This window comes from Caballeronia sp. DA-9 (assembly GCF_051615025.1).
Taxonomy (GTDB): domain Bacteria; phylum Pseudomonadota; class Gammaproteobacteria; order Burkholderiales; family Burkholderiaceae; genus Caballeronia; species Caballeronia sordidicola.
Map to the genome: position 1 here is coordinate 3,539,535 of NZ_CP195133.1, position 20,397 is coordinate 3,559,931.

19 protein-coding genes and 1 riboswitch are annotated in these 20,397 nt (G+C 61.0%); of the genes, 12 read left to right on the forward strand and 7 right to left on the reverse strand.

Features of this window, described 5'->3' with window-relative positions:
- Window positions 1-21: 21 nt before the first annotated feature.
- The 5 genes from fliI to ACRWA7_RS32600 all read right to left on the reverse strand — a co-directional run bounded on the left by fliI (window position 22) and on the right by ACRWA7_RS32600 (window position 5,319).
- Window positions 22-1,569 (reverse strand): flagellar protein export ATPase FliI, encoded by a 1,548-nt coding sequence (gene fliI, locus ACRWA7_RS32580; RefSeq protein WP_438394792.1) that lies wholly within the window; start codon window positions 1,567-1,569, stop codon window positions 22-24.
- Window positions 1,569-2,243, reverse strand: coding sequence for a flagellar assembly protein FliH (fliH, locus tag ACRWA7_RS32585; protein WP_438394793.1), 675 nt, complete (start codon window positions 2,241-2,243; stop codon window positions 1,569-1,571). The genes fliI and fliH overlap by 1 nt, the downstream gene beginning before the upstream one ends.
- Window positions 2,236-3,231, reverse strand: a complete 996-nt coding sequence (fliG, locus tag ACRWA7_RS32590) for a flagellar motor switch protein FliG (protein WP_060817663.1) — start codon at window positions 3,229-3,231, stop codon at window positions 2,236-2,238. Before fliG ends, fliH begins: the two co-directional genes overlap by 8 nt.
- Window positions 3,221-4,999 (reverse strand): flagellar basal-body MS-ring/collar protein FliF, encoded by a 1,779-nt coding sequence (fliF, locus tag ACRWA7_RS32595; RefSeq protein WP_438394794.1) that lies wholly within the window; start codon window positions 4,997-4,999, stop codon window positions 3,221-3,223. Before fliF ends, fliG begins: the two co-directional genes overlap by 11 nt.
- A gap of 188 nt (window positions 5,000-5,187) precedes the next feature.
- Window positions 5,188-5,319: a hypothetical protein gene (locus ACRWA7_RS32600; RefSeq protein WP_438394795.1), complete on the reverse strand. Its 132-nt coding sequence runs from the start codon at window positions 5,317-5,319 to the stop codon at window positions 5,188-5,190.
- A 35-nt stretch (window positions 5,320-5,354) separates the two neighbouring features.
- On the opposite strand from ACRWA7_RS32600, the gene fliE reads away from it, so the two are divergent.
- The 5 genes from fliE to ACRWA7_RS32625 all read left to right on the forward strand — a co-directional run bounded on the left by fliE (window position 5,355) and on the right by ACRWA7_RS32625 (window position 8,552).
- Complete coding sequence (gene fliE / locus ACRWA7_RS32605; RefSeq protein ID WP_060817661.1) at window positions 5,355-5,705, forward strand: flagellar hook-basal body complex protein FliE; 351 nt, start codon at window positions 5,355-5,357, stop codon at window positions 5,703-5,705.
- A 298-nt stretch (window positions 5,706-6,003) separates the two neighbouring features.
- On the forward strand, window positions 6,004-6,417 hold the full coding sequence (gene fliS, locus ACRWA7_RS32610; RefSeq protein ID WP_060817797.1) for a flagellar export chaperone FliS: 414 nt from the start codon (window positions 6,004-6,006) through the stop codon (window positions 6,415-6,417).
- 24 nt (window positions 6,418-6,441) lie between these two features.
- Window positions 6,442-6,771, forward strand: coding sequence for a flagellar protein FliT (locus ACRWA7_RS32615; RefSeq protein WP_438394796.1), 330 nt, complete (start codon window positions 6,442-6,444; stop codon window positions 6,769-6,771).
- An 84-nt stretch (window positions 6,772-6,855) separates the two neighbouring features.
- A complete protein-coding gene (gene fliK, locus ACRWA7_RS32620; RefSeq protein ID WP_438394798.1) occupies window positions 6,856-8,205 on the forward strand; it encodes a flagellar hook-length control protein FliK in 1,350 nt (449 codons plus the stop codon).
- On the forward strand, window positions 8,202-8,552 hold the full coding sequence (locus ACRWA7_RS32625; protein ID WP_438394799.1) for an EscU/YscU/HrcU family type III secretion system export apparatus switch protein: 351 nt from the start codon (window positions 8,202-8,204) through the stop codon (window positions 8,550-8,552). Before fliK ends, ACRWA7_RS32625 begins: the two co-directional genes overlap by 4 nt.
- Before the next feature lie 36 nt (window positions 8,553-8,588).
- On the opposite strand, the gene ACRWA7_RS32630 is transcribed toward ACRWA7_RS32625, so the two are convergent.
- A complete protein-coding gene (locus ACRWA7_RS32630) occupies window positions 8,589-10,280 on the reverse strand; it encodes an isovaleryl-CoA dehydrogenase (RefSeq protein WP_438394801.1) in 1,692 nt (563 codons plus the stop codon).
- A gap of 219 nt (window positions 10,281-10,499) precedes the next feature.
- On the opposite strand from ACRWA7_RS32630, the gene ACRWA7_RS32635 reads away from it, so the two are divergent.
- Window positions 10,500-12,155, forward strand: coding sequence for an OmpA family protein (locus ACRWA7_RS32635; protein ID WP_438394803.1), 1,656 nt, complete (start codon window positions 10,500-10,502; stop codon window positions 12,153-12,155).
- Window positions 12,156-12,258: 103 nt separating this feature from the next.
- Here the strand turns inward: ACRWA7_RS32635 and ACRWA7_RS32640 are convergent, their stop codons facing one another.
- Window positions 12,259-13,212 carry a LysR substrate-binding domain-containing protein gene (locus ACRWA7_RS32640; protein WP_438394804.1) on the reverse strand — a complete coding sequence of 318 codons (954 nt, stop codon included), beginning with the start codon at window positions 13,210-13,212 and terminating at the stop codon, window positions 12,259-12,261.
- Between the two features lie 209 nt (window positions 13,213-13,421).
- A riboswitch (S-adenosyl-L-homocysteine riboswitch) is annotated at window positions 13,422-13,562 on the forward strand.
- Window positions 13,563-13,595: 33 nt separating this feature from the next.
- On the opposite strand from ACRWA7_RS32640, the gene ahcY reads away from it, so the two are divergent.
- The 6 genes from ahcY (at window position 13,596) to ACRWA7_RS32670 (ending at window position 20,397) form a co-directional block, all read left to right on the forward strand.
- Window positions 13,596-15,017: an adenosylhomocysteinase gene (gene ahcY, locus ACRWA7_RS32645; RefSeq protein WP_060817654.1), complete on the forward strand. Its 1,422-nt coding sequence runs from the start codon at window positions 13,596-13,598 to the stop codon at window positions 15,015-15,017.
- A gap of 66 nt (window positions 15,018-15,083) precedes the next feature.
- Window positions 15,084-15,437 (forward strand): phage holin family protein, encoded by a 354-nt coding sequence (locus ACRWA7_RS32650; protein WP_060817653.1) that lies wholly within the window; start codon window positions 15,084-15,086, stop codon window positions 15,435-15,437.
- Window positions 15,438-15,468: 31 nt separating this feature from the next.
- Complete coding sequence (gene metF / locus ACRWA7_RS32655; protein ID WP_438394805.1) at window positions 15,469-16,308, forward strand: methylenetetrahydrofolate reductase [NAD(P)H]; 840 nt, start codon at window positions 15,469-15,471, stop codon at window positions 16,306-16,308.
- 409 nt (window positions 16,309-16,717) lie between these two features.
- Window positions 16,718-18,352: an ABC transporter substrate-binding protein gene (locus ACRWA7_RS32660; RefSeq protein WP_060817651.1), complete on the forward strand. Its 1,635-nt coding sequence runs from the start codon at window positions 16,718-16,720 to the stop codon at window positions 18,350-18,352.
- A gap of 113 nt (window positions 18,353-18,465) precedes the next feature.
- The gene (locus ACRWA7_RS32665) at window positions 18,466-19,476 is read left to right on the forward strand and encodes an ABC transporter permease subunit (protein WP_060817650.1); all 1,011 of its coding nucleotides are present in this window, start codon (window positions 18,466-18,468) and stop codon (window positions 19,474-19,476) included.
- Between the two features lie 3 nt (window positions 19,477-19,479).
- Window positions 19,480-20,397: an ABC transporter permease subunit gene (locus ACRWA7_RS32670; RefSeq protein WP_438394806.1), complete on the forward strand. Its 918-nt coding sequence runs from the start codon at window positions 19,480-19,482 to the stop codon at window positions 20,395-20,397.

Consider the following 20,397-nt stretch of genomic DNA (forward strand, 5'->3'; position numbering starts at 1 on the left):
CTGATTATCTTTATCGGGTCTTTAAGCGAACAGCTCGTCGAGTTTGGCCAAACTCGGTTCGAACATTGCCTGCTCGCGAAATCCTTGCTGCAAAAACGCTTCTATACGCGGATACAACGCAATCGCCCGATCCAGCAGCGCATCGCGCCCGCTCGAATACGCGCCCACGTTGATCAAGTCCCGGTTGCGCTGATAACGCGACAACATCTGCTTGAACAAGCGCACGCGATCCAGATGTTTATCGTCGATAAGCGCCGTCATTGCGCGGCTGATCGACGCTTCAATATCGATGGCCGGATAATGCCCCGCTTCGGCCAGCGAACGTGACAGCACAATATGTCCGTCCAGAATCGCGCGCGCGGAATCGGCGATAGGATCCTGCTGATCGTCGCCTTCCGTCAAGACAGTATAAAACGCCGTAATCGATCCGCCGCCTTCCGGCCCGTTCCCGGTGCGCTCCACGAGCGCCGGCAACTTGGCGAACACAGACGGCGGATAGCCTTTGGTGGCGGGCGGTTCGCCAATTGCGAGCGCAATCTCGCGCTGCGCCATGGCGTAACGCGTGAGCGAATCCATCAGCAAGAGCACGTGTTTGCCCTGATCGCGGAAATACTCGGCAAGCGACGTTGCATACGTTGCACCCTGCATGCGCAGAATCGGCGAAACGTCGGCGGGCGCGGCGACCACGACCGAGCGCGCGAGTCCGTCCTCACCCAGAATCTGCTCGATAAACTCCTTCACCTCGCGGCCACGTTCGCCAATCAGGCCGATCACGATCACTTCGGCGCTGGTGTAGCGCGCCATGGTGCCGAGCAGCACGGATTTGCCCACACCCGAACCCGCGAACAAGCCCATGCGCTGGCCGCGTCCCACGGTGAGCAACGCGTTGATCGCGCGCACGCCGACGTCGAGGACCTTGTGGATCGGCTCGCGATTCAACGGATTGATGGTCGGCGCGGAGAGCGGCGCATCGCGCTTGGCGCCGAGCGGTCCGAGTCCATCGAGCGGACGGCCGGAGGCATCGACCACGCGGCCAAGCATTTCCCAGCCGACCGGCAGCCGCTTGGCGCCGGCCATCGGATCATTGATGGGCGCGCTTTCCAGCGGATAAACCCGCGCGCCGGGCAGCAGGCCGGAGACTTCGGTGGTCGGCATGAGGAACAGCTTGTCGCCGGAGAAACCGACGACTTCGGCTTCGGCCATCGGAATGGAACTGCCCGCAGGCAACTCGATCATGCATTCCGATCCCACGCCGAGTTTCAGTCCAACGGCTTCGAGCACGAGTCCCGCCGCGCGGGTCAGGCGGCCGCACGCGCGCAAGGGCTTCGATATCTGGCTGCGCGCTTTGCTGGCTTCCAACTGCGCGCGCCAGCCATCGAGATGCGGATTGTTGACCATGCCCGCAAGCTCGACAATGGTCTGCGCCGCCATGTCTTCCAGCGTCGGCTCGTGCGTGGCATCGGGATCGGCAAGCGGTCCGAAAGACGCCCGCGCGAGTTCCTGCTCGAGCTCGCTCAAGCCTTCCTGCGTCACGCGCCGCGCCGCGCTCGCGGCGTTATGAGCCTGCATTACCACGGTTGCGACCTCCCGAGCGCCGCCGCCACGCGCTCCCAGCGGGTGGCATTGGTTGCGTCGATTTCACCGCTTGCCGCGTGCGCCTTGCAGCCGCCGCGTTCTATGTCCGGGTCGGTGCGGAACGTCCATCCGGCCGCCTGCAATTCTTCCAGCAAATAAGCTTCCACAATCGGCAGATCCGCTGGATTCACGATCAGATACGGCGCGCCGGAAAGCGCCGGTTCGGCCGCGATCACCGAACGCGCGACCGCGAGCACGGCGGTGGGGTCGAGCGTCAAATGCTGGGACACCACTTGCTGCGCAATGTCCAGCGCCAGCGAGGTCAGCGCTTCGGCAACCACGGCGTCGGCGGCTTGCAGCGCGGTCTTGAAGGCATCGGCCATCGAAGCGAGCCGCGCCGCTTCCGCGCGTGCGTCGCGGCGGCCTTCTTCTTCGCCCTTGGCATAACCCTGGTCGTAACCGGCCTGATAACCCATCGCCTGGCCGGCGACGTGGCCCTGCGCCAGACCTTGTGCATGCGCTTCGTCGCGCACGCGGCGCAAATGCTTTTCGAGCGCAGCCTGGTCGGCGGCGGTGCGATCAACGGGAACCGGATCGAACGACGCCATTTCCCAGCGCTGATACGCGGACATGCGCGCCTTCTTTTCGGTTTCTGCCGCGTCAGACATATGCGTCCTCTGCCTTTCCGCCTAACTGGATCTGGCCGCTTTCGGCGAGATTGCGCACGACCTGCAGGACCTTGCGCTGCTGCGTTTCCACTTCCGACAAACGCACCGGACCGCGCGAATCGAGGTCTTCGGCAAGCAGTTCGGCGGCGCGCTGCGACATGTTCGCAAGGAACTTCTGGCGCAGCGGCGGTTGCGCGCCTTTCAGCGACACAATCAGCGTCTCCGATTCCACTTCCTTGAGCAGCATCTGAATGGCGCGGTCGTCGAGATCGATCAAATTCTCGAACACGAACATCTGATCGATGATCTTCTGCGCCAGTTCTGCGTCGTATTCCTTGACGTTTTCGATCACCGATTCTTCGTGCGCCGTCGACATGAAGTTGAGAATTTCCGCCGCCGTGCGAATGCCGCCCATCGGCGCGCGCTTGAGGTTGTCGCTGCCGGAAAGCAGCGTGGTGAGCACGTCGTCGAGTTCGCGCAGCGCGGCCGGCTGAATCCCGTCGAGCGTCGCGATGCGCAGCAGCACGTCGTTGCGCAGGCGTTCCGTCAGGAGCGCCACGATTTCCGACGCCTGATCGCGATCCAGATGCACGAGAATCGTCGCGATGATCTGCGGATGCTCGTTCTTGATCAGCTCGGCGACCGCGGCGGAATCCATCCACTTCAAGCCTTCTATGCCGCTTGTGTCGCTGCCCTGCAAAATCCGGTCGATCAGCGCGCCCGCCTTGGATTCGCCCAGCGCCTTCGTCAACACCGTGCGGATGTATTCGCTCGAATCCAGCGAAAGCGCGGTGTGCTGCTCGGCTTCCTGCACGAACTCGGTCATCACGTGATCGAGCTGCTCGCGCGTGACGTTCTTCAGTTGCGCCATGGTCGCGCCGATCTTCTGGACTTCGCGCGGCCCGAGGAACTTGAAGACTTCCGCTGCTTCCGTTTCGCCAATCGACATCAGCAGGAGCGCGGCTTTATTGAGGCCTTCAGCGTTCATCGGACACCCAGTTCTTGACGACCGTCGCGACGATTCTCGGGTCCTGGCGCGCGATCATCCGCGCGTAGTCGAGATTGCGTTCGAACTTGGCCTTGTTGCTTTCGTTGCCGAGCAAGCTGACTTCGGCATCCTTGTCTTCATCGATTGCGGGTTTCGGCATGGACGGACCGTCGAGCAGCGACAGGTCATCCGGCGCGCCGAGCGCGGGCGGCGGAGGCGGCGGAAACGCGCGGCGCAGCGCCGGCTTCACCATCGCGAAATAGAGGAACATCGCCACGAGGCCGATACCCGCGTACTTCGCCAACTGAATCCCGCGCGCGATCATGTCCGGCGTGCGCCACCACGGCACATCGGGAATTACGTTCGTATCGACCAGGAAGGTGCTGTTCACCACGTTGACCGAGTCGCCGCGCTTTTCGTCGTAACCCATCGCGTCTTTTACAAGCTGCTGCACTTGCGCGAGCTTGTCGGCGGGCAGCGGCTGCATTGTCACAATGCCCTTGGCGTCCACCTGCTTCTGGTAATTCACGACCACGGCGACCGAGAGCCGCTTGATGCCGCCCATCGGCTGTTCGTAGTGGCGTACCGTGCGGTCGACTTCGTAGTTCGTCGTGGTGTCCTTGTGCAGGTTGACCGGCGCGGCTTTCGCGGCATCGGCGCCGCTCGCGGCTGCATCAACAGGCGCCGACGCTGCCGCCGGCGGCTGGTTCGACAGCGCGCCCGGCACGCCGCCCACGCCTGGCGCGCCCTCTTCCTTCGATTCACTCGATTGCTGGCTGCGGATCGCCGTGTTTTGCGGGTTTGCATTCGGGCCGTAACTTTCGGCGGTCTGCTCAAGCTTCGAAAAATCGATATCCGCGCTCACCTGCGAATGGGCGTTGCCCGCGCCGAACAGCGGCGCCAGGATTGCATCGATACGCGATTGCGTATTGCGCTCGATCTGCTGCACATACTTGAGCTGCGATGCGTCTAGACCGTTCGGCCCACTGCCTTGCTGCGTGAGCAGGTTGCCGTCCTGATCGACTATGGTCACGTTCTTCACCGGCATGTCCGCCACGCCGGAACTGACCATGTGCTGGATGGCAAGCGTTTGCGCTTCGTCGAGCGCGCGGCCGGGGTAGAGATTGAGCATGACGGACGCGGTCGGCAATTCCTTTTCACGCACGAACACGGTCGGCTTCGGAATGGCGAGATGCACGCGGGCTTCGCGCACTGAAGAGATGGACGCGATGGTCTTTTCTAGCTCGCCTTCCAGCGCGCGCTGATAGTTGACCTGTTCGGCAAACTGGCTGATGCCGAACTTCTGGTTGTCCATCAATTCGAAGCCGACGGAACCGTTCTTGGGCAATCCCTGCGACGCCAGCCGCAAACGCGTTTCGTGCACGGTTTCGCTCGGAACCAGGATCGCGCCACCCGATTCGGCGATCTTGTAGGGAATGTTTCCTTGCTGCAGCGCCGCCACTATCGCCCCGCCATCGCGATCCGAGAGATTGCTGAAAAGCACCCGGTAATCCGGCTGGCGCGACCACATCACGAGTCCCGCGATGATTACCGCGAGCACCGCCACGGCGATGATCAGCGGCATGCGCGGGTTATTGCGAAACTGGTTGAGCATCGGCATGCGGCCGCCGAAATTGCCGCCGAAGTCCGAGCCGCCGGTAAAACCAGCGCCGCCCGCACCTGCCGCGATCGACCCGGCCGCGATCGCCGGCGCGCCTGTGAGACCCATGCGGGCGTCCGGGTTGATCAGGTTGTTGGTGGAATCCATGCGTGGAAGCTCTCCGAATCTTGCGTTTTCCGCGAGGCGTCCGGGCAAAACCGGGCGCAATCGCAGACTCTTTCATGAGAGGAATTATCCGTAAGCGCGCGTAAGTCGATTGGGCGAACAGAAGCCGCTTTTGGCGCTCTTTCCCGGCTTTGCGAAACAACGCCGCTGCTAGACTTTTTCGTAATCGGTCAGGCCGCATGGCGAACCGCCCAGGCTCCGGTGCAGACACCCGCCTTCAGGCCCGGGACAGGCCCCGGTTCGAGATGTCCCAGCAGCGCCGCCCACCATGCGATGCCGCCGGTTACAGCAATTTTGGACACGTTTGATTACCGCTTTTGATCCTTCTGGAGACACCATGAATGCTTCCATCAGCCCGCTGAATTCGGCGCTCCAGCAACTTCAGTCCATGGCGACGCAGGCAGCCGGCGGCGCGGGCAATGTCGCGGGCGGCAGTGTCGTGCCCGAATCGGGAGCGGCGAGCGCGGGCAGTTTCGCGGATGCGCTTAAATCGTCCATCGATAACATCAGCGGCGCCCAGAAAAGCGCGATGAGCGAAGCGCACGCGTTCGAAATCGGTGCGCCAAACGTTTCGCTCAACGACGTCATGGTCGACATGCAAAAGGCCAACGTGGGGCTTCAGTTCGGGCTGCAGGTGCGCAACAAGCTGGTGTCCGCCTACAACGACATCATGAACATCTCCGTCTGAGCCGCCCGATGAAGACCCGAACCACAGGCATCTGAACGCCGGCTCGCGAACATTGCTCTTTCCGGAACCCGTTGTGACGCAAAAGCCTTCCTAAAGCTTTCGCTGCTTTCTCCGATAACCCAGATAACAGCACGGCAAACGGTCAGACAAATAAACGAGTTTGGATCGGAATGCCTGCATCGGTTCATCACGTTTTTCCGCAATCAAGCGCCATGCGGAAAGACGCCAGCAACTTGTTGCATGGGGCCGGAGCGAGGCGCGAGAAGCGCTGACTCCGGCTGACAAAGGAGAAGGTCGGATGTTTTCCCAGGGACACGCGGGAGCCAACGCATACGCACGCGTCGGCGTGCAAACCGGAGTAATGGGCGCCAGTCCGCACAGACTCGTCGTCATGCTGTATCAGGGAGCGCGCCAGGCTATCGCCCAGGCGCGGATGCACCTGCAGCAGGGCAACATCGCGGCGCGCGGAGAAGCGATCACGAAGGCGATCGGCATTGTAGAAAGCGGTTTGCAGCAGGCTCTGAACAAGGATGCCGGCGGTGAAATCGCGGCGCGGCTGGATGCGCTCTATACGTATATGTCGCATCGCCTCCTGCAGGCGAACGTGCAGCAAAGCGAGCAGATGCTGGTGGAAGTCGATGGCTTGTTGGCGACTCTCGAAGACGCCTGGATTGCAATTGCGCCCGACGCAGCAAAAATGGCGGCGGCGTGACGTTGCGAAATATGTCTGCACATAATGAAAACAACACAAGAATATTTTTCTCACTACGAAGCAATAGCTGAACTTTCTGCGCGCATGCTGGCCGCGGCGCGCGGCGGAGACTGGAGTGACTTGAAGATCATGCAGGGCGCGTATCGCGAGTTGATCGACGGACTGAGAGAAGTCGATGCAGGTTCCCAACTGGACGACAGCGCGCGTGCCCGCAAGTTTGAGCTGGTGCGCCGGATTCTCGCCGACGACGCCGCCATTCGCGACTTGAGCGCACCCAGCCTCGCGCGTTTGTCGGCGCTGTTCGCGGTGAACAGGCCGGCGCGAGTTTTGAAAAAAATGATCGGGCTGCGTTAAGCACGTTTTTATCGTTCGTGTTTGCAGCCCGCCGAAAACCGGCGACGGGCTGCTCGTCCAGACCGGTGACCCGAGGAAACCGGCATGCCTGGTCTGGACTCCGCCATTGCTGCGCTGCTTGCGAGCCGCGCCGACATGCTGCTTTCGGCGCTGCGCCCTCAGGGTGGATCGACCTCGGGCGCGGCGGCGCAAGCCGGCACGTCGCAACTTCTCGTCGATACCCCCGCGTTCGCCGTTCCGACGCCCGCCAGCGCGCCGAATACACTGCCGCCCGCTTCCGCGCAGACCGCGCTTAGCAACGTCGCGCGCACGCTCGACGCCATTTCCCGGTTCGGCGGCCAGGAGACGCCGCCCATGTCGGGCGATACTCCGTTGTGGCCCACCGCACCGCGCCCGGCGCTCGCCGCGAGCGCGTTTGCCACGTTATCCGGGTCATTGTTTTCCACGCCGGAGACTTCGGCTTATATCAACGCGCCTTCGACCGCCCAGACCACCGCTGTCAATGCGCCGCCGCCCGTTTTGCCTGCTGCTGCGCTGGCGTCGGTGCTGGCTAAAACCGTGAGCGAAAGCGGCCTTTTCTACGAAAGTCACATCGCGCAATGGCTTGCGGGACAACGTTCGCTGGCGTCGCTGAACAACGAACCGCAAGCGCACGCCGACAAGCTGACAGCGGGTCTGCCGTTTGATGCTCCGCAATCGCAACCGCAGCCCGACGCGCCCACTGACGTGTGGATCGATGAAACCCTGTTGCCACCCACCTTTTCCGCCGATACACCCGGCGCAGTGAACACCGTGCGCCTGGTTCCGATGCCGCTCACGCCCGGGCAGGCCGCGGCGCTGGCGGCGTCCGTGCGCGCTGTGCCACCGCACGTGTTTTCCCCACGAGGATCGGCCTCCGCTGCCGGATCCGCATCTGACGCGTCCGATACAGATCTACACGATGCGGCCGTGCAGGCATCGATCAATGCGGGCATTCATCCGTCGACGATTGCGCTGGTGCGCCAGCAGCTTGATCTGCTCGCGACCGGCCAGTTCCGCTGGTCCGGAGAAGCATGGCCTGGCGCGAAGGTCGATTGGGAAATCCAGCCGCGAGAGCGCGGTGCGCATGGCCGCGATGCCATTCACGACAATGCGGCGAGCCTGCCTTCAGGCGGCGAACGCGGCTGGTACACGCGCGTCACGCTGACATTGCCGACGCTCGGCAGCGTGGACGCGAATCTCATGCTCACCGGGCAGCATCTGGTCGTGCGGCTCGATGCAAGCGCGGACGGCGCGCTGCTGCTTGCCCGCGATGGCGCACATTTCCAGCAGCAGCTCGAAGCCGCCGGGTTGCAACTTGCCAGCCTCACCGTCCGCGCAATGGACTCGCTCGCCGAATCAGTTGCCGAGTCAGTCGTCAATTCGCCGGAGATCGGCGCGGAGAGTTCGACTTGACCCCGCAAAACGATGCGCGCAAGCAAGCCACCGCGCTCACTTACGACACGAACAAACCCGACGCCGCGCCGCGCGTTGTGGCGAAAGGCTACGGACTCGTCGCCGAGATGATCGTGCAGCGCGCGAAGGACGCGGGTTTGTATGTGCACGAATCGCCGGACATGGTGTCGCTCTTGATGCAGGTCGATCTCGATGCCCGCATCCCGCCCGCGTTGTATCAGGCGGTCGCGGAATTGCTCGCGTGGTTCTACCGGCTAGAAAACGGTATCGATGAAGGACCGGCGCCGGAGGTCGCCCCGGTCGCCGGGATGCCGGGGAGCCGCAAGGGCAGTTCGCCAGCGGCGTAGAAACCGTTCGGCTTCATGGCCCGGATCAGCCACACATCACCCCGCGAACGCCCGCTCGATAATCGCCGCAAAATCGAACCTTGCCGGCAGTGTGCCGTAGACGCGATTGGTCGCGCTGCGTGCATCGCCCAGACGCGTTTCCATAAAAGCCGCCGATATTTCGGCCGGCGCGTGCTGCGCCAGCAACACGCCCTGCGCCGTCAGCACGAGCTGCTGCGCAATCCGCCTCGCCGATGCCTCGCGCGAAGAAGCTTCTCCCTGAAGCATGGAAAGCAGCGTTTTCAACGCCTCGTCCAACGCCGGATGCCGATGCGCCACCGCGTGCCACGAATCGAGCAATGCGCGCGCGGCGTCGGGCTCGCGCTCGATTGCCCGCAGCACGTCAAGGCACATCACGTTCCCCGAGCCTTCCCAAATCGAATTCACCGGCGCCTCACGATAAAACCGCGCCATCGGCCCCGTCTCGACGTAGCCATTGCCGCCCCAGACCTCCATGGCTTCGCCGGTAAATTCGAGCGCGCGCTTGCAGACCCAGAATTTGGCGGCAGGCGTCACGATGCGCCGCCACGCGCGCTCCTCAGGCGCCGATGAATGTTCAAACGCGCCCGCGAGCCGCATGAACAGCACGGTTGCCGCTTCCGACTCCAGCGCAAGATCGGCGAGAACGTTGCGCATCAGCGGCTGATCGATCAGCCGGGCCCCGAACGCGCTTCTATGCCGCGCGTGGTGAACAGCGTGGATCAGCGCGGCGCGCATCAACGCGGCGCTGCCAATCACGCAATCGAGGCGCGTGAAGTTCGCCATTTCGATGATCGTCGGCACGCCGCGCCCTTCCTCGCCGATCATCACGCCGTAGGCATCGAGGAATTCCACTTCGCTGCTGACGTTCGAACGGTTGCCGAGCTTGTCCTTCAACTGCTGAACCTGAACCGCGTTTTTCGATCCATCAGGCGCGAAGCGAGGCACGTAAAAGCAGGAGATCGGCCCTTTCTCGTCCGCGCTTTCGCCCGTGCGCGCGAGCACGAGATGCGCGTCGCATTGTGGCGCGGAGAAAAACCATTTGTGCCCGATCAACCGATACTCGGCGCCGCGTCCTTCCGCGCCCAGCGCCACCGCGCGCGTCCGGTTGCTGCGCACGTCCGAGCCGCCCTGCTTCTCGGTCATGCCCATGCCGACCATCATGGATTGCTTGCCGGCGTCGAGCGGGATATCGCGTGGATCGTGCTTGCGGGAAAGCAATTGCGCCTGAAGGCGAGCGTAAAGTGCGGGCTCCTGCTGCAACACCGGAATGCTGGCGAAGGTCATGGTCAGTGGACACAACGATCCGCTTTCCAGTTGCGCATGGAGAAAATAACCCGCGGCGCGCGCGACCATGGCGCCGGGCTTTGGAGCAACGGATTCGAACGGCAATGCGTGCAGCCCATGCTCGCGCAACATTGAAAGCAGCGCATGCCACGCGGGATGAAACTCGATCGCGTCGATCCGCTCCCCGCGCGCACTGAACGGATGATGTTCGGGCGTATGCCGGTTGGCGAGATCGGCTAGAGCGAGGACCTCCGGCTGCGTCAGCGCGAGGCCATCCCGAATGAGCGCATCGAGATGCCAGCTTGCGCCTTCGCGATCGAGCGCCGCGACGAGGACCGCGTCCGCGGTCATCGCGTTATAGCGCTCGAGCGGCGGCGCCTGGTTGATGATTTCGTGCGTCTGGCCGTAGGTGGATGGGTTCATCGATTACCTCCGTCGAAGCAAACATTTTGCTCTCAAAAATGCGTGCGTTGGGATTGCGCCGATTAAAACAAGATGTCTTGAGAATCCCCTTAGATCATCTGTTTTGAGGTAATTCCGATTTTTAGTCGGAAGTCCTTATCTCTTTAAACGCGAACCTATAATTCCGAATCCCATTTTGGGCGTTTGGCGACATCACGCAAGTAAGGAAAGGCAAATCAAATGAGCATCAACATTATTCAGCTAGTACAAGGCGCTTTGACCGAAAGCGTGTTGCAGCAACTCGCCACTAAACTCGGCGTTGCGCCGGAAGCGGCAAAACGTGTGGTCGGCATGATCGCTCCGGCTATGGTCGGCTCGCTCATGAACAAGGCGTCGTCGCCTGAAGGCGCGCGCGGTCTGTTCGCATCCATCATGTCGCCGGATTCGAACGCGAACATCGTTGAGATGCTGCCGCAGCTCGTGCACGGCGACGGCCTGCAATCATTGCTCGCTTCGGGAACGCGGCTCGCAACGGGCGTTGCGTCCGAAGATCGCATCAATGCAATGAGCAACGCCGTTGCGGCGAAGACGGGCGTATCGGTAGGTGCAACGCACGCTCTGGGCGGCATTGTCACGACCGCATTGTTCGGCGTGCTGAAACACTACTTCACACGGTCCAGCGGCAACGTCGGCCAGTTGCCCACGCTGCTTGGCCATCAGTTGCCCATGGTCAAGGCAAGCATGTCGGAAGACATCTCCAGCGCGCTGGGTCTTGGCGGCGCGGGTACTTTCCTGTCCGGCGTGGCAGCACAGTTGAAAGCGGTGTCGTCGCATCTGGAACATCCTTCGACTTCCAGTGGCACGTCGTCGGCTACGAACCCGTCGCTCGACAAGATTGTGGTGGAAGAGAAAGCAAGATCGAAGAAATGGTGGTGGCTGGCAGTTGCCGCCGCACTCGCATTGCTGGCATTGCTGTTCGGACGTAGCTGCACGAACCAGCAATCGCTGACGACCGCGCCCGCCGAAGCACCTGTAGTCACGTCCACACCGGCAGTCGCCGAGCCGGCCTCGGCACCTGCTTCCGCTCCTGCGGCTGTTGCAGCACCCGCACCGACCAAGGACGCGCTGCTGACGTTCACCGTCGACAAACTTGGCGCACCGACCATTCATGCCACGGTCGGCAGCGAAGAAGAGAAGGCCAAGTTGCTCGCCGCATTGACGGCGAAGTTTGGCGCGGATCATCTGAACGCAACGATCACGGTCGATCCGGACACCAAGCCCGCAAGCTGGCTCGACAAGCTCGACGGCCTGTTGCCGCTGATGCAATTGCCGGGCGCGGAAGCGAAGTTGTCGGGTGAAAAGATCGAATTGAGCGGTTCGGCAGCGGACGCGCGCAACGGCTGGATGGACAAGCTGAAGTCGCTGTTTGGCGCCGGTTTCACCGTTGGTACTTTCGACGTCAAGCAAGCAGTTGAAAGCGCGAAGGAATCCTTCATGAGCGCGTTCTCTTCGTTGAATAGCGATTGCGCTCCGGCCGATGTCGCCAAGGTGCTGAACCTGCAAGTCATCAACTTCCGCACCGGCTCGGACGTGCCGCCGCAAGACGCACAACTGGCGCTGGCAAAGTCGGCTCAGATGCTGAAGTCGTGCCAGGACGCAGGCAAGGCGGTCAAGCTGAACATTGGTGGTTACTCGGACAACGTTGGCCTGGCGAGCTCGAACCTGGCGTTGTCGAAGAAGCGTGCTGAAGCTGTGCGTGCCTTCCTGGTCAAGCACGGTGTTTCCGCTGACTCTCTGATGGCGCAAGGTTACGGCGACCAGCATCCGATCGCCGATAACTCGACGGCAAGCGGCCGTTTCGCTAACCGCCGTATCGACTTCGCGGTTCAGGAGTAATTGCGTGACCGGACGTAGTTGAGTCCGGGCAGTAAAGCAACAAGAAACACCCGGTCGCGCGAGAAGCGCGGCCGGGTGTTTTGTTTTGTGCGGGGTTCAAACGCTACCTTGACGAAGCGTCGCGAACCCGCGCTGGAAACCGGGCTGCCGGGCCTTGCAGGAAGTCATCGCCGAGATTCGCCGGTAATGCCTGGCGCGCGACTTCCAGCCAAGCACGAGCGGCGTTCGACAAATACCCGTTGCGTCGCCACCCTACTGCCATATTCCAGTGAATCTCCGGATCGACCACGGGCCGGCAGGTGAACGCGCTGACATCCAGTCGACGGCAGTACGGCGCCGGCAGCAACGCAATGCCAACACCGGCCTGCACCAGCGCCGCCATGAAATCCCAATGTCCGCTGCGGCTGACAATGGTGGGCGAGAACCCGGCTTCGCGGCACGCGTTTAGCACCAGATCGGATAATGCGAGGCTTTCGCCGTAAAAAACGAACGATTCCAGCGCGAGATCGGCAAGCGGCACGTCATTCATGGCGTCCCAGCGCGATCCCTTCTGCGCAACGAGCCACAGCAATTGCCGGCTGACGGGCAACACGTCGAAAGTGGCAAGATCGACGGGTTCCAGCACGCCGCCGAGTTCCAGCTCCCCATCGATCAAAGCAGCCTCGATCGCCTTGGATCCGCGCTCGAACAGTTTCAGCTCCACCTTGGGAAAACGCTTTTTGAAGGTGGCAATGGCCGGCGTGAACAGCGAGCCGCCCATGGGCGGGATGCCGATGGTCAGCGTGCCGCGCCCGAGTTTGCCGAGATCGTTGAGTTCGGCTTCGAGTTGCGCGTGCGCCGCCAGCACTTCGAGTCCGCGCTGATAGACGATTTGGCCGGCATCGGTGAGCACCATCTGGCGGCTTTCGCGCAGGAGCAGCGGCGAGCCAATCTCATCTTCGAGCGACTTCACCATCTTGCTGATGGTCGGCTGCGTGACGAACATTTTTTCCGCCGCAGCGGTGAAGCTCTTTTGCTTCACGACCTCGACGAAATACCGCAACGATCGCAATTCCATACCCGTCCCTTTGATTCCACGTTGGAATGCAATCGATAAGTCTAAGTCATCTTAATTATGTTGAAAGCAATGCCAAGCTCGATGACGGGTTAACCCTTATTAGCGGTCGCTCTCGGCCTCTTGTTTGACGCGACCGCGCACGGCATTCATATGGCGAAGCCTCCCAAACCCTCGCGTGCGAACCGGGAACCTTTGCTACAATCGCAGTTCGCTTCGAGGAGCGTTGCGACGGTTTCCATTCCCACCCCGGAATCCGCCAGGCTCGAAGCATTCAATCGGACGGAGCGACCAGCGCGGGGCAATATCTCAAGCGCTTGTTGAACCACCGCATCGAACGGCGCTCACGTCAAATTTCTATGTTTCCATTTAGAAAGGAGGGCGTGATGAACGCCGTAGTTCTCGATTCAAAGAACAACCAGGATTTCCTCGTCGCCGATATGTCTCTTGCTGCCTGGGGCCGCAAGGAACTGAACATTGCAGAAACGGAAATGCCCGGCCTCATGCAAACGCGTGAGGAATACAAGACGCAACAGCCGCTGAAGGGCGCACGCATTGCCGGGTCGCTGCACATGACGATCCAGACCGGCGTGCTCATTGAAACGCTGACGGCTCTTGGCGCTGACGTGCGCTGGGCCTCGTGCAATATCTTCTCGACGCAGGATCACGCTGCGGCCGCCATCGCTCAAGGCGGCGTGCCGGTGTTCGCGTTCAAGGGCGAATCGCTCGACGAATACTGGGAATTTTCACATCGCATCTTCGAATGGCCGAACGGCGAATTCGCCAACATGATCCTCGACGACGGCGGCGACGCCACGTTGCTGCTGATTCTCGGCTCGAAGGCTGAAAAGGACCGTTCGGTTATCGCCAAGCCGGAAAACGAAGAGGAAGTCGCGCTGTACAAGTCGATTGCCGCTCACCTCGACGTCGATCCGACGTGGTATTCCAAGCGCCTCGTGCACATTCAGGGCGTGACGGAAGAAACGACGACGGGCGTGCATCGTCTGTATCAGATGGAAAAGGAAGGCCGCCTGCCGTTCCCGGCCATCAACGTGAACGATTCGGTCACGAAGTCGAAATTCGACAACCTGTATGGCTGCCGTGAGTCGCTGGTCGACGGCATCAAGCGCGCAACCGACGTGATGATCGCCGGCAAGATCGCGGTCGTGGCCGGTTACGGCGACGTGGGCAAGGGCTGCGCGCAATCGCTGCGGGGTCTGGGCGCAACGGTGTGGGTCACGGAAATCGATCCGATCTGCGCGTTGCAGGCAGCAATGGAAGGGTATCGCGTGGTCACCATGGAATATGCCGCCGACAAGGCCGACATTTTCGTGACGGCTACCGGCAATTTCCACGTGATCGGCCACGACCACATGAAGGCGATGCGCAACAACGCGATCGTCTGCAATATTGGTCACTTCGACTCGGAAATCGACGTTGCCTCCACGCGCCAGTACACGTGGGAAAACATCAAGCCGCAAGTCGATCACATCATTTTCCCCGATGGCAAGCGTGTCATCCTGCTGGCCGAGGGGCGTCTCGTGAACCTGGGTTGTGCAACCGGCCATCCGTCGTTCGTGATGTCGGCATCGTTCACGAATCAGACGATCGCGCAGATCGAACTGTTCGTGCATGGCGACAAGTACGAAAACAAGGTCTACGTGTTGCCGAAGCACCTTGATGAAAAGGTCGCGCGTCTGCATCTGGGTCGTATTGGCGCAGAACTGACCGTGCTGTCGGACTTCCAGGCGAAGTACATCAGCGTGGACAAGATGGGGCCGTTCAAGCCGAATCACTACCGCTACTAATCGTGAGCCCGCGCATGGGTTTTATTGACCCATGCGCATCTGATTTCAAGTTCCAGGAGACCATCGATGTCCGTGTTGCTGACCTGGCTGATCAACGCGCTCGCGCTGTTGATCATCACTTACCTCGTGCCATCGATTCACATTCGCAGTTTTGGCACGGCGCTGATCGTGGCGATCGTGCTCGGGCTGATCAATACGTTCCTGCGTCCGATCCTGGTCCTGCTCACGTTGCCGGTGACCATTCTCACGCTCGGGCTTTTTATCCTGGTCGTGAATGCGCTGTGCTTCTGGCTGTGTGCGTCCTTGCTGAAGGGCTTCGAGGTATCGGGTTTCTGGTCGGCGTTCTTCGGCTCGATTCTTTACAGCATCGTGTCCTGGCTGCTGTCGGCGCTGATTCTTGGTCAGCGCAGTTTCGGGTAAGCGGCTGCCGCGCGCCCGTTTAAATTCCATCATGAAACCGATCGAACTCTCATTCGAGTTCTTCCCGCCGAAAACGCCGGAAGGAATCGAGAAATTGCGCGCTACCGGCGCGCAGCTCAAGACGCTCCATCCGAAGTTCGTCTCCGTGACGTTCGGCGCGGGCGGTTCCACCCAGCAAGGCACGCTCGACACGGTCCTCGAGATGATGAAGCAAGGTCTCGAGGCGGCGCCGCATTTGTCGTGCATCGGGTCGTCGAAGGATAGCTTGCGCGGAATTCTCGGTGCGTATCGCGAGCATGGAATCCGGCATATTGTTGCGTTGCGCGGCGACTTGCCTTCGGGCATGGGCGAAGTCGGCGAATTGCGGTATGCGTCGGAACTGGTGAGCTTCATTCGCGCCGAACATGGCGACTGGTTCAACATCGAAGTCGCCGCGTACCCGGAATACCATCCGCAGGCGCGCTCGCCGAAATCCGATCTGGACAACTTCGTGCGCAAGGTGCAAGCGGGCGCGAATTCGGCGATCACACAGTACTTCTTCAACGCGGACGCGTATTTCCGTTTCGTCGATGACGCACGGAAGCTTGGCGTGGATGTTCCTATCGTGCCGGGCATCATGCCGATCACGAATTTCTCGCAGTTGATGCGTTTCTCCGAGATGTGCGGCGCGGAAGTGCCTAAGTGGATTGCGCGTCGGCTGGAAAGTTATGGCGACGACAAAGAAACGATCCGCGCGTTCGGGCTGGATGTAGTGACGGGCTTGTGTGAACGGCTGGTGAAGGAAGGCGCGCCCGGACTGCATTTTTATACGCTGAACGGCGCGGCGGCGAGCAAGACGATTTGCGAGCGGTTGAAGTTGCAGGGAAAGTAAAAATTCAGATATACCCGCGCGGCGTTCGCCGCGTGGTTCTTGGTTTTCAATCACATCGAAACATTGTGCATAACGAAACTTGATGCACGCCTGCTTTCTCCGCGACGCCGCATAAAATTGTTAACTTAACCTGACGCGTTCTTCGTGCTACGGTAGCGCCCGAATTCGCCGTGGCGCCTGATTCCGCCGATGTTGCGCATTCCAATAAAAACGCGCCAGATCGTAAGAAATCTCTCCGATAACGCGTCGGAATCACGCAAAACACGGCCTTTTCAGGCATTAAATCGACACACCGGAAACGAGCGAAAAAGTGAATTCCCTTAAGGAATTTCGTCGCCTTGTTCACCCTGGCAAAGCTCAGTAAGATCGCGCTACGCTGGTTTTAGCCGGCACAGATCCTGGAGGAAACATGAAAAAAATTGGCCTGTTGCGAGCTGCCCATCTGTCGATGGCCGTCAGCGCCGCCATCGCGGCATCGCTCGTAACTGCGAGCGTCGCCCACGCAGCACCCATTCCCAACAAAACGCTCGTCTACTGCTCGGAAGGCAGTCCGGCCGGTTTCGATCCCGCCCAGTACACCACGGGCACCGATTTCACCGCCAACACGTTCACGGTTTTCAACCGCCTCGTGGAATTCGAGCGCGGCGGCACGAAAGTGGAACCGGGCCTGGCTGAAAAGTGGGAAGTGTCGTCCGATGGACTCACTTACACGTTCCATTTGCGCCACGGCGTGAAGTTCCAGACCACGTCTTTCTTCAAGCCGACGCGCGAATTCAACGCGGATGACGTGCTCTTCACGTTCAACCGCATGCTCGATCCGAATCAGCCGTTCCGGAAGGCCTATCCGGCGTCGTTCCCGTATTTCACGGACATGGGTCTCGACAAGCTGATTACGAAGATCGAAAAGGTCGATCCGTATACGGTCAAGTTCACGCTGAAAGAAGTGAATGCGCCGTTTATCCAGAACATGGCGATGGAATATGCATCGATTCAGTCGGACGAATATGCGCAGCAACTGCTGAAAGCCGGCAAGGCGTCGGATATCAATCAGCAGCCGGTCGGCACAGGCCCGTTTATTTTCCGCAGCTATACGAAAGACGCGACCATCCGTTTCGACGGCAATCCTGATTACTGGAAAGCGGGCGCCGTCAAAATCTCGAAGCTGATTTTCTCGATCACCCCGGACGCCGCCGTTCGCGTGCAGAAGTTGAAAAGCAACGAATGCCAGGTGATGAGCTATCCGCGCCCGGCTGACATTGCGCCGCTGAAAGCGGATGCCAATCTCGATACCCCTTCGCAGCCGGGTTTCAACGAAGGCTACGTGGCGTACAACGTGACGAAGAAAAACGTCGATAACGTCGATGTTCGCCGCGCGCTCGACATGGCGATCAACAAGAAGGCGATCATCGAATCGGTGTATCAGGGCGCGGGACAGGCGGCAGTCGCGCCCATCCCGCCGACGCAGTGGTCCTACGACAAGAACCTGAAAGCGCAACCGTACGACACCGCCAAGGCGAAGGCGCTGCTCGCGAAGGCGGGTTTCCCGAATGGTTTCGAGATGACGCTGTGGGCCATGCCGGTCCAGCGCCCGTATAACCCGAACGCACGCTTGATGGCCGAGATGATCCAGGCCGACTGGGCGAAGATCGGCGTGAAGGCGAATATTGTGTCCTACGAGTGGGGCGAGTACATCAAGCGCGCTCACGCTGGCGAGCACGACGCCATGCTGATTGGCTGGACGGGCGACAATGGCGATCCGGATAACTGGCTCGGCACGTTGCTCGGCTGTGACGCAGTCAACGGCAGCAACTTCTCGCACTGGTGCTACAAGCCGTTCAACGACCTGGTGATCAAGGGCCGCAACACGTCGGATCAGGCGCAGCGCACGCAGGCATACACGCAGGCGCAGCAGATCTTCGCGGACCAGTTGCCGTTCTCGCCGATCGCTCACTCGACGGTCTATCAGCCGACCAGCAAGAAGGTGACGGGCATGAAGATCGAGGCGCTGGGCTACTTGCGTTTCGATGGCGTCGGCGTGCAGTAATCTTTTAGCGGTACGCTTCTTGCACGAAAACTATAACTAGTCGAAAAGGTCCGGCGACAAGGGTCACAAGCCCGCGTCGCCGGTCGCATTTTTTCTCCCCAAAGAGACGAACCATGTTCCGATTCGTTTTGCGACGCATAGGCATGGTGATTCCGACGTTCATCGGCATCACGATCCTGGCTTTCGCATTGATCCACCTGATCCCGGGCGATCCCATTGAAGTGATGATGGGCGAGCGCGGCGTGGACCCGGCCATGCACGCCGAAGCCATGAAGCGGCTCGGGCTCGACCTGCCGCTGCCTGTTCAATATTTCCACTATGTCGGACACGCGCTGCAAGGCGACCTCGGCATGTCGATCATTACCAATACCAGCGTGATGGGCGAGTTCCTCGGCCGCTTTCCGGCAACGCTGGAACTCGCGATCTGCGCGATGATCTTCGCGCTGGTCGTGGGCCTGCCCGCTGGCGTGGCCGCGGCGCTCAAGCGCGGCACGGTCGTCGATCACGGCGTGATGGGCACGGCGCTCACCGGTTATTCCATGCCTATTTTCTGGTGGGGTTTGATCCTCATCATGTTCTTTTCCGCAAAGCTCGGCTGGACCCCGGTTTCCGGGCGCATTGCAGTGGAATACGACATTCCGCATCGCACCGGCTTCATGTTGTGGGACGCACTTTTCTCCGACGACGAAGGCGCGTTCAAGTCCGCCGTCAGCCATCTGATCCTGCCGACTATCGTGCTGGGCACCATTCCGCTCGCGGTGATCGCGCGCATGACACGTTCTTCGATGCTCGAGGTTTTGCGCGAGGACTACATTCGCACGGCGCGCGCCAAGGGTCTTGCGCCGGGACGCGTGGTGGTCGTGCATGCGTTGCGTAACGCGCTGATTCCCGTGGTCACCGTGATCGGCCTGCAAGTCGGCACGCTGCTCGCGGGCGCCGTGCTGACCGAGACGTTGTTCTCGTGGCCGGGCGTGGGCAAATGGCTGATCGACGCCATCAGCCGGCGCGATTATCCCGTTGTGCAGGGCGGTATCCTGATGATTGCGACGCTTGTCATTCTCGTGAATCTGGTCGTCGACTTGTTGTACGGCGTGCTCAATCCGCGCATTCGACACACGAGGTAAGCAATGGCCGATATCCAAGACAATCCCGGCGCATTGACGCCCGTCCCCACCGGCCGCTTTCTGGCGGGCCGCGAATTCTGGGCCAACTTTTCGCGCAATCGCGGCGCGGTCGTGGCCGGCGCTATTGTGTTGATCCTGATCTTCATCGCGATCTTCGCGCCGTTGATCGCGCCACATAGTCCTATCGAGCAATATCGCGATAACGTCAAGATCCCGCCCGCGTGGCTCGAAGGCGGAAACTGGCACTTTGTTCTAGGCACCGACGAAGCCGGCCGCGACATCCTCTCGCGCCTGATGTACGGCGCGCGGCTGTCGTTCTGGATCGGTTTCGTGTCGGTCGTGCTGGCGCTGATTCCGGGCATCGTGCTCGGGTTGATCGCCGCGTTCTTCCAGAAATGGGCCGATACACCCATCATGCGCGTCATGGACGTGCTGCTCGCGTTGCCTTCGCTGTTGCTGGCGGTTGCGGTGGTCGCGATCATCGGACCTGGGCTGGTCAATACCATGCTCGCCATCGCGATCGTTGCGTTGCCGGGTTATGTGCGTCTGACGCGCGCCGCCGCGCTTGGCGAATTGCAGCGCGAGTACGTGACGGCGTCGCGCGTGGCGGGAGCCGGCACCGTGCGGCTGATGTTCTCGCAAGTGCTGCCGAACTGCGCCGCGCCGTTGATCGTGCAGGCGACGCTTGGCTTTTCATCCGCGATTCTCGATGCCGCCGCGCTCGGCTTTCTCGGCCTGGGCGTTCAGCCGCCCGCGGCCGAGTGGGGCGCCATGCTGGCGTCGGCGCGAGACTACATTGAAAGCGCGTGGTGGATCGTGACCATGCCAGGCTTGTCCATCCTGATTTCGGTGCTGGTGATCAATCTGCTCGGCGATGGTTTGCGCGACGCGCTCGACCCCAAACTCAAGCGGATGGCGTGA